Origin of the sequence: Huijunlia imazamoxiresistens, assembly GCF_037132455.1 — a bacterium.
Lineage (GTDB): Bacteria > Bacteroidota > Bacteroidia > Chitinophagales > Chitinophagaceae > Flavisolibacter > Flavisolibacter imazamoxiresistens.
In genome coordinates, this window is the sequence record NZ_JBBBEI010000032.1 from 16,643 (window position 1) to 30,312 (window position 13,670).

Annotated in this window: 8 protein-coding genes; 1 reads left to right on the forward strand and 7 read right to left on the reverse strand. The window is 58.9% G+C overall.

Features of this window, described 5'->3' with window-relative positions; translation table 11 throughout:
* Positions 1–21: 21 nt before the first annotated feature.
* The gene (locus tag V9K67_RS23765) at positions 22–900 is read right to left on the reverse strand and encodes an AraC family transcriptional regulator (protein ID WP_336727003.1); all 879 of its coding nucleotides are present in this window, start codon (positions 898–900) and stop codon (positions 22–24) included.
* A gap of 285 nt (positions 901–1,185) precedes the next feature.
* On the opposite strand from V9K67_RS23765, the gene V9K67_RS23770 reads away from it, so the two are divergent.
* Positions 1,186–2,625, forward strand: coding sequence for an APC family permease (locus tag V9K67_RS23770; protein WP_336727005.1), 1,440 nt, complete (start codon positions 1,186–1,188; stop codon positions 2,623–2,625).
* A 158-nt stretch (positions 2,626–2,783) separates the two neighbouring features.
* Here the strand turns inward: V9K67_RS23770 and V9K67_RS23775 are convergent, their stop codons facing one another.
* From V9K67_RS23775 to V9K67_RS23800, 6 genes are all read right to left on the reverse strand, one after another.
* Complete coding sequence (locus V9K67_RS23775) at positions 2,784–5,120, reverse strand: S9 family peptidase (protein ID WP_336727007.1); 2,337 nt, start codon at positions 5,118–5,120, stop codon at positions 2,784–2,786.
* 199 nt (positions 5,121–5,319) lie between these two features.
* Positions 5,320–7,899 (reverse strand): alpha-L-arabinofuranosidase C-terminal domain-containing protein, encoded by a 2,580-nt coding sequence (locus tag V9K67_RS23780; RefSeq protein WP_336727009.1) that lies wholly within the window; start codon positions 7,897–7,899, stop codon positions 5,320–5,322.
* Between the two features lie 101 nt (positions 7,900–8,000).
* The gene (locus V9K67_RS23785) at positions 8,001–10,409 is read right to left on the reverse strand and encodes a glycoside hydrolase family 127 protein (protein WP_336727011.1); all 2,409 of its coding nucleotides are present in this window, start codon (positions 10,407–10,409) and stop codon (positions 8,001–8,003) included.
* Between the two features lie 21 nt (positions 10,410–10,430).
* Positions 10,431–11,402, reverse strand: a complete 972-nt coding sequence (locus V9K67_RS23790; RefSeq protein WP_336727013.1) for a hypothetical protein — start codon at positions 11,400–11,402, stop codon at positions 10,431–10,433.
* Between the two features lie 39 nt (positions 11,403–11,441).
* A complete protein-coding gene (locus V9K67_RS23795; protein WP_336727016.1) occupies positions 11,442–12,113 on the reverse strand; it encodes a hypothetical protein in 672 nt (223 codons plus the stop codon).
* A gap of 18 nt (positions 12,114–12,131) precedes the next feature.
* Positions 12,132–13,670: a RagB/SusD family nutrient uptake outer membrane protein gene (locus V9K67_RS23800; protein ID WP_336727019.1), complete on the reverse strand. Its 1,539-nt coding sequence runs from the start codon at positions 13,668–13,670 to the stop codon at positions 12,132–12,134.

Here is a 13,670-nt window from a genome sequence, read left to right on the forward strand (position 1 = left end):
GGATTTTACCTCACCCCCGGCCTAATTCAAATTACTCATATACGAAGCAATGTATTCGCGGGGCGACTTGCCGGTGGCGGATTTGAACACCCGGTTGAAGTTGGTGATGCTATTGAAACCGCAGTCGTAGGCCACGGAGGAAACGCTGTCGTAGCCGCCTTCAATGAGCTTTTTACAGGCTTCGTTGATGCGGACCTCGTTCAGGAACGACACAAAGGTCAGCTGGGTGTGCTTTTTAAAGTAGCGGCAGAAAGCCTGGGGCGTCATGTAGGCCGCCTCGGCCACTTCTTCCAGCGTCAGGTCGCGGTTGTAATTCTGCAAAATGTAATTATAGACGTTGCTGATCCGCATGCCTTCGTAGTCGCTGAGCGACTTGCGCTCCGTTCCCGGCGTCAGGGGGTTGACGTTCTCCAGGGTGCTGAGGGATTTCAGCAGCTGGAAAAACTGCATCAGCTGGTCCAGGCCGCTGGCGTATTTCATGCTCAGGATCTTGGCGGAAATGTCGGCGAAGGAGGAGGGCGGGATCTTGAACCCGTTGTAAAAACTGGAGAAAAAAGCGTGCACGTTTTTCAGCTCGGGCAGCTCGAACAGGGAGGCCAGCTTACCCTTGGTGCTGAAGAAAATGGTCAGCGACTCCACCCTTTTGTTGCCCTTGGCCGAAAAATAGGACGGGTCGCTTTTGAATACATGGGGCACATTGGCGCCGATCAGGTAGATCTCGTTGGCCCCGAAGGCATGCATGTGGTTCCCCACCAGCAGGGTACCCTCTCCTTTCTGGATCAGGGTGATCTGGATCTCCTCATGGCGGTGCAAATGGGGGTAAAAATACTCCAGCACTTCGTCTTTAACGATGACAGTTTTGTCGTGCGATACAGGGATGGTGAATGGCAATACTTTCATTAGTCGATGGTTTTCAATGGTAAAACGGGAAGGCATCCAATTTACTTAAATTAACCTTAATAAACGTTAAAGCCTTGCAGAGATGCGAAAATATGCGTAGTAGTGGGCAAAATCCGGTTAAAATGCGGCTCCGAAACCTGTTTTGGGTTAAAATACGGGCATCCTCCCGGGGGCCTGCCGGTTAAAATCCGGCCGAAAATCCTCTCCAACCGGTTAATGGACGGTCAATGGGGCTCCGCCGGATTGGCTACCTTCCGGCCCTAACGAAAACTTTGGAATTGCCTTATGTCTACCTCCTCCTTCAAACCTTCCTTGAAACTGCTGGATGCGACCATGATCGTCGCCGGCTCCATGATCGGCTCGGGCATCTTTATCGTCAGCGCCGACATCACCCGCAACGTGGGCAGCAGCGGCTGGCTGATCGCCGTATGGCTCCTTACCGGGTTCATGACCTTAACGGCGGCCCTGAGCTATGGCGAACTAAGTGCCCTATTCCCCCGCGCCGGCGGCCAGTATGTTTACTTAAAAGAAGCCTATAATCCCCTCATCGGCTTTTTGTACGGCTGGAGCTTTTTCACCGTCATCCAGACGGCCACCATCGCCGCCGTGGGGGTGGCGTTTGCCAAGTTCACCGCCTACCTCCTGCCCTTCCTCAGCGAGGATCGGGTGGCCCTGCGCATCGGCTCTTTGGCGGTATCGCCGGCCCAACTGCTCTCAATCGGGGTCATTACGTTGCTTACCTACATCAATACCCGCGGCATCAAAAGCGGCAAGATGATCCAGACCACCTTTACGCTGGCCAAGCTCCTGAGCATCTTCGCCCTGCTGGCTTTCGGGCTGACCGCCTTCAATGCCGACGTATGGCAGGCCAACTGGAGCCGCCCCTGGAGCCTGCAGCCCCTGAACCCCGGCGGCGGCACGTCGGCCTACACCACCATGGCCGCCCTGGGCGCCATCGCCGCCGCCATGGTGGGCACCATCTTCAGCAGCGACTCGTGGAACAACGTCACCTTCATTGCCGGGGAGGTGCGCAACCCCAAACGCAACATCGGCCTCAGCCTGTTTCTCGGCACCCTGGTGGTGACCCTGCTCTATATCGCTACCAATATGGTGTATACGGCGGTGCTGCCCCTGCACGAAATTGCCACTGCCGACAAGGACCGCGTGGCGGTAACGGCCGCCCGGAATATTTTCGGCAATGCCGGCACCATCACCATCGCCCTGATGATCATGGTCTCCACCTTCGGCTGCAACAACGGCATTATCCTGGCCGGCGCCCGGGTGTATTATACCATGGCCACCGACGGCCTGTTCTTCAGAAAGGTGGGCACACTGAATAAAAATGCGGTTCCCGGCTATGCCCTCTGGATGCAGTGCCTCATTGCCTGCGGCTGGTGCCTGAGCGGCCGCTATGGCGACCTGCTCGACATGATCTCCTTCGTGGTGGTGGGCTTTTACATGCTGACCATCGCGGGCATCTTCGTCCTGCGCAAAAAGCGCCCCCATGCCGACCGGCCCTACAAGGCGTTTGGCTACCCCGTGCTGCCCATCCTGTACATCCTTATGGGTCTGGCCTTCTGCAGCCTGCTGATCGTGTACAAGCCCAAATTCACCTGGCCGGGCCTGATCATCACGCTCCTCGGCATCCCGGTCTATTACCTGGCAGTAGCCACCTCACCCCCGGCCCCTCTCCATCTGGAGAGGGGTGCCCAAACCAGCAGCTGATCCTACTGGTGGGGACAAATAAGTAATCCTAAAAGCAGAAAAGCCTTTTCCAGATCGGAAAAGGCTTTTCTGCTTTTAGTTATTTCCTACTACAAACCAGTAGAAAAAGATTCAAGTTCGGGCACCCCTCTCCAGATGGAGAGGGGCCGGGGGTGAGGCTATAACTCATTGCTGTTGCGGTTGGGCGGATCTACGGCCAGCAGGTTTTTGACGAAGAAATCCCGCTTCTTCTTGCGGCCATAAGGGCCGCCGTCGCCATGGCCCATGCCGGGGACGGTCAGGAAGTCGAAGGATTTACCTGATTGGATCAGGGCATCAGCCAGGCGGTAGGTCGATTCGGGCGGCACGTTGGTATCGGCCTCGCCCACGATCAGCAGCACCTGGCCCTGCAGCTTGTGCGCATTGGTGATGTTCGATTGCTCGTCGTAATGGCTGGCCACGGGGTAGCCCATCCACTGCTCGTTCCACCACTGCTTGTCGATGCGGTTGTCGTGGCAGCCGCAGGCCGACACGGCGGCCTTGTAAAATTCCGGGTGGAACAGCAGGCCGCCCATGGCATTCTGTCCGCCGGCGGAGGTGCCGTACAGGCCTACGCGGGAAGTATCTACATAGGGATATTTATCCGCCAGTGCCCTGATCCAGGCGATGCGGTCGGGGAAGCCCGCGTCGGCCAGGTTCTTCCAGCACACGTCATGAAAAGCCTTGGAGCGGTTGGCCGTGCCCATGCCGTCGCTTTGCACCACGATAAATCCCAGCTCGGCCAGGCTTTGCATCTCGCCGTAGCTCATAAAGCTTTTGGGCACGAAGGCATCCTGCGGACCGGCATAGATGTTTTCAATGACAGGGTAGCGCTTTTGCGGGTCGAAGTTGCGGGGGCGGCAGACCACGCCCCAGATGTCGGTCTGGCCGTCGCGGCCCTTGGCACGAAACACCTCGGGCAGGCGGATGCCGGTAGCCAGGTAAGCCGAGATGTCGGCCTTTTCCAGCTGCATCACCAGCTTGCCGTCGGCCGTGCGGCGCAGTTCGGTCACCGGCGCCACGTGGGGCTGCGAGTAGGTATCGACAAAATATTTGCGGTCGGGCGAAAACGTTACCTGGTGGTGGCCTTCGGCGGGGGTCAGCTCCACCAGTCCTTTGCCGTCCAGCCCAACGCGGTAGTAATGGACATTGTACGGGTCTTCGCCTGGGTTGCGGCCGCTGGCGGAGAACCAGACCTCGCGTTTCTTTTCGTCCACGCTGTCGACGTTGCGCACCACCCATTCGCCTTTGGTAATAGGCTTTATGGCGGCCGACAGGCCGTCCACCAGGTACAGCTGGCGCCAGCCGTCCTTTTCGGTCAGCCAGACGATCTCGTTGGTGTTTTGCAGGTAATGGGTAAAGATGCGCTGCTCGTAAATGAAGGTGTTGGTCTTTTCCTCCACGATGTTGCGGGTGGCGCCGGTGAGGGCGTCCACTTCGATGATGCGGAAGCGCTGGTGGCCACGGTCGGCCTTTTCGTACGTAAAGTAGCGGTTGTCGCTTGGACGCCAGCGGGGGTAGGGCATGCCCAGAAAATCGTGCTTTTCGGTCTGCACCTTCAGGGGCTTGCCGCCCTGCAACGAAAACACGAACATTTCGTAAGAAGTGAATTCATCGCCCGGCTGCGCATACCGCTGCGACTTCAACTGCCCCCGGGTGGTGTTGGCCACGGAGCTCAGGACGTAGTACACCTCCTTTTGCTCGCGGGGATCGATGCGGTAGCCGAGAAAGTATTTGCTGTCGGGCGACCAGATGATGGAGCCATAGGGCCGCTCTTTGGTGCCGTCGGTGGTGAAGCGCTGTTCGGCGCCGCCCGCCTTCGGGCGCAGGTATACGTCGTGGTCTTTGATGAAGGCCACCCACTGCTGGTTGGGCGAAACGCTGTCGCCTTTGATGTAATTGAGGTTCCAGCGGCTGTAGGGCCTAAAGCCGCTGCCGTAGGCTCCTCTCCTGCCCGGGCGGTCGTCATCGGCTTCCACGGGACGGTCCAGGGCAGAACAGGCATAGGTGGTGAGGTCGCACTTCCAGTATTGGTCGTTCAGGCGGAAGGTGATGGCTTTCCCTTCGAACGCCAAATCTGACAGGCGCAGCCTGCTGCCGTCCACCGGTTTGCCGGAGGCCTTGGCAAGAGCGCCCGCCAGACGGGTGGCGTCGAAGGCCGGCTGCTTTTTGCCGGTGGCGGCATCCACGTAGATGTATTCGGCGGTGCTGTCCTTCAAAAAGTTGCGGTACCAGAAGCTTCTGCCGCCGGCCTGCCAGTGGGCCTGCACGCCGGTCTTGAATACGGTATTTTTGGCCACGCTGTCCATCAGGGCGGCCTGGCGGTAGCGGTCCAATATCTCGGCATGCGAGGGGCGGTAAGCGGCCATGGCGGCCGGTGCCGGCGCCTGGTCGGCCAGGGGGCCGGACTGCGCCTCCGCAGCGCCCGCCAGGGCGGTAAAGAAACTGAGGGTGAGTGCTAACTTTTTATGATGCATGGTTCGAACGGTTTATAGATGATCCAGGTAACAATTTTTTGAAATTACCCTCATTGCGCCAAGGGCAATTTACCTTTTTTAACTCCTGTTGGTTAAGATTTGACTTTTTCACCGTAAGAAAATAAAAATGGGCGTACGCCATTCCCGTGCCCGGGAGATGACATACGCCCATTCATAAAAAAGCATTTTCTCTTTTAGCTTACTTCGACGCTACGCCTTTCCAGCTTTTGTCTTTTACCCGCAGTACCGATATGGACAGGGGTTTGAACTCCATTTCATATTTTTCCGAAATACCGGTAAGGGCGGATTGCTGCGGCACGTACTTCTGCGGCTCGTCGAGCGAATTCTCGGCCTCGTCCGATTCGGCGGAGAGCGTGTACAGCCGGGCGGAAGCGCCGGGCTGCAGGCCGTTGAACTGCAGGGTGGTCTTGTACGGCTGCTGCGAGGCATTCACCACCTTTACGATCACGTCGCCGGTCTGCTGGTCGCGGCCGGCAATGCTGAAGAACTGCTGCGGCTCTGTATAGGTCATGAGCAGCTGGCCATCGAGGTAGCAATCCACCTTGTCGAGGCCCACCTCCAGGGTAATGTCGTACCAGCGGCCCGTTTCGATGGGCGCAGGCAGCCGTTTCTGGGCGTTCAGGTCGGCCACGTTCATGCCGCCGCTTACCGATTCGAAGACCGCGTTGGCATTCACATACGAGCCGATATGGGCCCGCAGCATGCTGTTGTCGTCCTTCACGGCAAAGGGAATGATAAAGGCATTGGTGGCCTTGCTGGTTTTCCGGGCCTTTACCTTCAGGGTGTAGGTATCGAACTTTTTGCCGGCCAGCCAGGCAAAGCGCTGCGCTCCCATGGCCGTCTGCGCCAGGGCGCTGTCCTTCACCACCCAGGTGCCCCTCACCTTTTTCCATTCGTCGGAGCGGTTGATGAAGTCGCTGGCGTACACCACCTTACCGTCCTGGATGATTTGCAGGTCCTTGAATTCCGATTCGGTATCCCAGGTAGCCAGGCCCACGCTGCCGCCGAACAGGGGCACCTTTTTGGCGGGCGGCGCCACCCTGGTTTCGGTGCGGAAGTTCCGGTCGGAGCGGTGGTCGTTGAATAATTTGATGGTGTAGTACGAAATACGGCCGAAGCTGCGGGAGGCGTCAAAGTTGATCAGGTTCACCGGCCAGTCCACGTCGTTGACGTTCACGAACAGGGGCGCATAACTGGACATCTTCACCAGGTCGCCGTTGCGCTCCATGGCCATGATGTAGACCGCGTCGCTCAGGGCGGCCCGCATGTTGCCGCGGCCCACGCCGGAGTTGGTGGCGTATTCGCCTACGTACATGTCCCAGTCGCCTCTTTTGTATTTGTCAAAATGGTCGTAGTTGCGCATCGACCAGTTGGCGGCCTTGTAGGCGTGTTCGTCGGCAAAGTCCACGTGCTGCATGCTGTCGAGGGTGCGTTTGTTCACATCGCCGATGCCCATGCTGGCCAGGATCTTCAGCTGCGGGTATTTCTTCTTGATGGCATCATAGAACCAGTTGTAACGGCGGGCATAGCGGGGGCCCGACTGCTCGTTGCCGATCTCGATGTATTTCAGCGGAAAGGGCTGCGGATGACCGTTGGCGGCGCGCACCCTGCCCCATTTGGAGGTGGCGGGCCCGATGGCGTACTCGATGCCGTCGAGGATGTCGGTGATGATGGAGTCCACGCCTTCGTCGGGGATAAAGGTGCCGCTGCGCATCTCGCAGCCCACGCCGGCATTGAACACGTAGAGGGCGTCGGACTTGATGTCCTCGCAAAATTGCAGGAACTCGTGGTAGCCAAAGCCGTCGCTGGACCAGTAACCCCAGGGGCTGTAGGTGCCGGGGCGCTTTTCCACGGGGCCGATGCTGCGCTTCCAGTTGGGCGCGCTTTCGACGTTGATGCCTTCGACGAAACAGCCGCCCGGCCAGCGGATGAAGGAGGGCTTCAGGTCGGCCAGGTACTGGGCCAGGTCGGCCCGCATGCCGTTGGGCCGGTTCTTAAAGGTTTTGGCGGGGAAGAGCGACACGTGGTCCAGCCAGACGGTGCCGGTGCCGCCGAAGTTCACCAGGAACTTCGCCTTCGCCTCGTCGGCTGTGGCTTTGAGGGCGCAAGTGTATTTCTTCCAGTCCGCGCCGCCGAGGGAGGCGAATTTGTAACTGCCCAGGACGGCGCCGTCGGGGCCTTGCAGCGAAACGGTCAGCGGTCCTTTGTAGCCCGCGGTACGGGCATAAAAGGTCAGGTTGTAGGTATCGCCTTTGGTGGTGCGGATACCCCAGAAGCCGTCGTTCACCAGGTTGTTCTTCCCGGCTGCGTCGAGGCGGTTGACGGATACTTTCAAAGAATTGGGCGTGGCTGCGTTGAGGGGCTTTTCCTGCGTCAGCGCCAACTGGATATCGGCCCCTTCGCCGGCCTGCAGCGACCAGGCGGGCCAGGGGTTGCTGATGCCCCAGCGCATGCGCCAGCCGTTGGGACTGTTATCGCGGGAAGCGAAATGCGGGCTGCGGTTGGGAATCAGGAAGCCGTTTTCCAGGCTGGTGGCCGGCGGCAGGCGCGACTCCTCGAAGCCGCGGTTCTGAATGAGTTCGGCGTACAGACCGCCTTCGCCGCCATGGCTGATCTCTTCGAAAAAGATGCCGTGGAGCGTGGGTTCCACCCGGGCGCCCAGCTGGCCGGCATCGATGGTGATGGTGGCTTGTTGCTGGCTGTGCGCCGCGGCAAAGGACAGCAGGCAGGCAGCAGCCAAAGAAGATATTTTTTTCATCGGGAAAAATATTAGGGTCAATAGACAATGTTTTACGTTGGCCTGCGTAAAACCTCTCCCCCGGTCTCTCCTTTGGCGAGACCGGGGGAGAGGTTTTATACCTACTTCACTACCCATTCGTGCACGCCGGTCGAATGCTTTTCGGGCAGCTGCACTTCCAGGCGCAGGGCGGTGGTTTTAACGGGCTCGAAGGAAACAGAGTTGAATTTGTCTTTGGCAGTTTCATAAGCGGTGGTGGGAGTTACGGGCACCCACTCGCTGTCTTTTTTATACAATATTCTCCAGGAGGACGGCAGGCGGCAGCCGCCGAAGGGACTGTCGTCGTACCAGTACACCTGCGCCTGGGAAACGGTCTGTTCCCGGGCGAAGTCGTACTGCATCCACTCCTTCGTATTGTTCTTCGGCCACCAGTGCTGGTAGGTGTTGTTCTGGTCGGCCGAGTTCATGGGCTCCACCTGGTCGTTCACCCCCATGTTGGCGCGGGCATTGGGCGAAGAGGACGTCACCTTGCTGGTGGCGGCAATGGTGGGCGCCGGCTTGGGCTTGGCGGCAGACTCCTCGTAGGGGATCCATACCATCATCTCGCCCGGTCCGCGGTTGTTCCAGGTGTAGTACGGGATGGCCGTCACCTCCTGTTCGGACTTTAGAAGGGCATCGGTATTCAGCTGGCGTTTGGCGCTGGAGCCACGGGCGGTAAGCACCAGGGCGCCATTCATAAAGTCTTTTTTATAAGCGGCGGTGAAGGGGGCGTCCCTGGCGACCATAATGTTCTGCACCAGGCTGTCCTTGTTGTCAAAGCCTTCGAGGCAGAACATCAGCGGTCCGCGCTGCAGGGCAAAGCGGCCGTTGTCGTCCTTTACGTTCTCATGGGCCAGCACTTTCTCCACTTCCATCGGCAGGTCCAAAACGACCTTGTCACCTTTGGACCATTTGCGGTTCAGCACGGCATAGCCTTTTTCCATTTTATAGGCTACGGGCTTGCCGTTCAGCAACAGGGTTACCGGGCGCTTGCCGGCGTCCAGGAAGCGGTACAGGTCGCCGGTCAGGGGCTGCTGCTGCGCCCAGCCGGGAATGCGGATGCGCAGGGTGAAGGCGCTGCTTTTGGCGGGCTCCAGCGCCAGGGCCACCTTGCCTTCCCAGGGATACTCGGTTTCCTGCTTGATCTTCACGTCGCCGCCGGGCAGCTGGACGGTGGAGGTATTGCTCATGAACAGGTTGACGTACAGGTCGTTCTTATTTTTCGCATATACATAGCCGGGAACCGACGGCAAAAAGCGGGTCATGTTGGAGATGCAGCAGGCGCAGCCAAACCAGGCGCTGCGCTGGTGCTGCCCCATGGAGGCCAGCGGGTTGGGATAAAAGAAGCGGTTGCCGCTCAGGGAAATGCCCGACAGCAGACCGTTGTACAGCGTGCGCTCCAGCACGTCGATGTACCGGGCATCCCCGTGCAGCAGGAACATGCGGCTGTTCCAGTACACGTTGGCAATGGAAGCGCAGGTTTCGGCATAGGCCGACATATTGGGCAGCTGGTAGGCTTTGCCAAAGGCTTCGCCCGCCCCGGTGGCGCCGATGCCGCCGGTGACGTACAGTTTTTTGCCCACCACATCGCCCCAGATGGCGTCGATGGCTTTCAGGTAACGCTGGTCGCCGGTGAGGGCGGCAATGTCCGCCATGCCGGTGTACATGTAGGTGGCCCGGACGGCATGGCCGACGGCCTCGTTCTGCTCCACTACTTTCTTGTTGCCCTGGTGATAAGCCGCCCCTTTGGGCCCGCGCACGTCCAGGAAAAACTTGGCCAGGTCGAGGTATTCTTTTTTACCGGTGGCCCGGTACATCTTGGCCAGGCCCAGTTCCACGATCTGGTGGCCGGGATAGTGTTCCACCTTGCCCCAGCCAAAGTCTTTTACCAGCAGGTCGGCGTTTTTGATGGCCACGTCGAGCAGGCTGCGCTTGCCGGTGGCCTTGTGGTGGGCCACGGCGGCTTCGAACAGGTGGCCCGAGTTATACAGCTCGTGGCTCAGGTCCTCTTCCTTTTCCCAGCGTTGGGCGCCCAGCCAAGGGTGCGGCCTGGCGGCCTTGACCGAGCGGAAGGTGTACAGGTAGCCGTCGGGCTCCTGGGCCGCCGCGATGTGGGAAATCAACGTATCGAGGTAGGCCGCAAGCCGCGGATTCGGCTTTACCTGCAGGGCATAGGAAGCGCCTTCGATGACCTTGTAAATGTCGGTATCGTCAAAAGGGTATTCGGTCAGCTTGTCCCCGGAAAGCTGGTGGGCCGCCCGCAGGAAGTTGTCGATGCGGCCGGTGGTACGGCATTTGTCCAGCACGTAGGGGATGGTGACGCTGGCATTCATTTCCATCTTGGGCGTCCAGAAATGATCATGCACGTGCACCTGGGTAAAATCCACGGGCTGAATGGGGTAGTCGGCGCCTTTCTGGGCCAGGGCCACGCCGCCGGAGAGCAGCACGGACGCCAGGCCCAGGGCGGCCTTCTTGGTTCTATGTAAAAGCATATTTATAGGATCGTTTGTCAATTACTTTTTCGCGGCAATATTGATCTTGTTCGTAATGATCCAGGTACCGCTGACGAAGGGCACGCCGTCGCTGGGGTACAGGCGCACGCCGAACTCGGGGTTGAGGTTCAGGTTCATGTCATTTTTGGTATCCGGGATCCGGTACGAACAGGTGTAGGCGTTGTTCAGAGTGAACAGCGGGAAGGTAGGCGTTTTGGCCGGGTATTCCTGCACAAAGGCCGTATCGGTCTTCACCACCGGGTAGTAGGGATCGAACTGGCCGAAGTGGTAGCGCAGGTTGGTGGGCAGGCTTACGCGGGGGAGCACCTCTCCTGCATTGGGGTTGAAGACCATGCCGTTCTTGTCCACGAACTTGATGATCACCCGGTTGGGACCGTCCAGGCGCTGGGCCGTCACCGTAATGGCGGCGGCGGGCTGGTTGGCAAAAGTCAGCTCCTGGTTGGGCGTGGAGGTGCTCAGGAACTGGCGGGTGATGGAGGAAGGCACCGAAGGCGTAATGCGCACCTTGGCGATGTTGTTCATGACGATCTTGCTGCGCACGTTCGACACTTCGATGTCGAAGTCGTAGGTGCCGGTATCCACGAAGGCCGAGGCGGGGGTTACCTCCAGGCGGCCGCCGACGGCATTCACGTTAAAGGGTTTGTACAGGGCGGTTCCCAGCTTGGTTTTCAGCTGGTCGAGGGTGGTGTCGGTGGAACGCACTTCCGCTTTGTACACGGCGATCTCGTATTCTTTGGTCAGGGCCTCCACCGACTTGCCCGACAGGCTGCGGATGGCCAGCAGCTTTACCTGTAGGGGCTGGGAGGAGCCGTCGGCCTCCAGCGGGGCCGAGGTGGTCACCCTGCCTTTGACGGCCGTAAAGGGATTGGCCCGGTAAAAGAGCTTGTTGCTTAAAAAGCCTTCGTGCACTTTGGAGCAGCCGGCAAAAGCCGTTGCCATCAGGCTTCCGAAAAGTATATAGCGAAATTTCATGTGACAAGTTTTAAGAATGAAGGAAGGATACGGGGCCGCTTAGAACCGTACAAACGGATGGGTGTTGGCCAGCACGTGCAGGGTTTTGGCGCCGTTGGCCGTTTGAATGCCCGTGGTCTGGCACAGCACTTTTATATCGATCTCGCTGGCCGGCGGCACGGTTCCGGGCTCGTCCAGCGTGCCCCGCACTTTTACCAGGTACAGCAGGTAGGTGGGCGCATTGGTGCGCTCGGTGTAGGTATTGGCGGTTTGCAGCTCTTTAAAAACGCCCATGGCAGTCTTGCCCAGGCTGCTGTATGCCTGCGGCAGTTGCGCGGGCAGCTCCTGCAGGGAGAGCTTTTCCGAGAACATATACTGGCGTACCGAATCGGCCGTGATGTACTTGTACAGGCTGTCGAGGGAATAGTCGGCGGCAGCGTTGGTGGCCTGCCGTTCCAACCTCCGGTCATCCAGGTACCTTTTGATGGAATAATCGGTGGGGGCGAAAAAGGTAGCCGAATTATTCACTTCCTCTTTCAGGTTGTATTTGTCGATCACCTGCACCAGGGTGTCGAACAGTTGCCAGGGATGCTGCTTCAGGTAGTCGTACGTGCTCAGGGGCGTTTTCGGATCGTGCACGCCGCTGTCGGTGAGGTAGTCGGCCTTTTTGCAGGAAACTGTCAGCAGCAGCGCTCCGATAAAGGGCAGGATCAGTCGGGAATATCTTTTCATAAAGAAGTTTTGCGGTGGTTACATTTTATCACTCCAGAAAGGGGTTTGGGCCAGCCCGGGATTGACCTGGATCAGGATGGGGTCGATAGGCCAGTAATACTTGCCGGCCTGGAACTGGGCGTCGTCCATGCGGTTGATGCCGGTGCTGCCGTTGAATTTCAGGATGCCGGTCTTGCGGCCCAGGCGCACCAGATCGTAAAAGCGGTGGCCTTCCAGGAACAGCTCGCGTCCTCTTTCGTCGATAATGGCCTCGAACAGGTTGTTGTCGGCGGCGGCGGAGGCGGATACGTTGTTCAGTGCCCGGATTTCGTCCAGGATGGTGCGGGCCTCGCCGAAAGCGCCCGTGGCGGCCAGGGCTTCGGCCTTCAGCAGCTTGATGTCCGGCAGGCGGAAGATGATCATGTTGTTCAGGCTGATGGGCGAGGTATTGTTCGGACCCGTGTATACGATATTGGAATACTTGATGGTGATGGGATCGGAAGTACCCCAGAAAGCGAAACCGTTCTTGCGGCGGTAGTCGTTGCTGTCGGCATTTTCGGGGAAAAAGCCGCCCAGGGTTACGCGGTCCAGCGGGAAGTGCACATTGTTGTTCTGTCCCACCAGGTAGGGCGCCTTCAGGGTACGGAAAGCCACGTTGTTGATGATGGTGCCGTAAGCGGTGCTGCCGCCGGCGCCTTCGTTGTTGGCGTTCTGGGCGATCTCGAAAATGCCTTCCGAAGAATTGCCTTTGAAGATGCCCAGGTAGCCGGTGCCGGTGCTGCGGTTGGCATAGGAGTAGCCGCCTTTGGCGATCACGGAGTCAGCGGCCGGGATCACTTTGGCATAATCGCCCTTCCAGGCCTGCACATGGGCCAGCAGCGCATAGGCGGCGCCGCGGCTGACGCGGATGGCACGGCTGCTGGTAGCGCCGGGCTTCCAGGTCATTTTGGCAATGGCCGCTTCCAGGTCCCTGATTACCAGGTTCAGCACCTCGGCCTGGGGGCGGCGGGGCAGTTGCTCGGCCTTGGCCGCGTCTTCCACCGACTCGGTCACCAGGGGCACGTCGCCCCATACGCGGGCCATGTAGAAGTAGGTGAAAGCGCGCAGGAAGTACGCTTCACCCAGCAGCGCATCCCTGGCCTCGGCCTTGTTGGCCGAAGTGAATTTGTCCACGGGAACCTCCGGGATATATTTCAGGCAACGGTTGGCCTGGTCGATGGCGCGGTAGAAGTTGTCCCAGCGGCGCAGGCGGATCATGGCCCGGTGCAGTTCGGTGGGGGCTACGAAATAGTTCCACTCCATGCGGTTCAGTTGCTGGTAATCTTCCCCGGCAGCCGGCACCACGAATTCATCGGTGGCAAAGTCGCCGTAGTAGTAATGGGCAAAACCCATTTCGTTCAGGGCGGTACGCACCAGGGCGTACGTACCGGCGATGGAATTGTTGGCCTCACCCTCGGTGGTCCAGAAGTTCTGGTCGGTGGCCTGGTTGATGGGTTTGCGGTCGAGGAATTTCTGGCAGGAACTGAACACGCCTGCCACCGCAAAGGAAAGTATGGTAGCGAAGAAAATTCTTTTCAT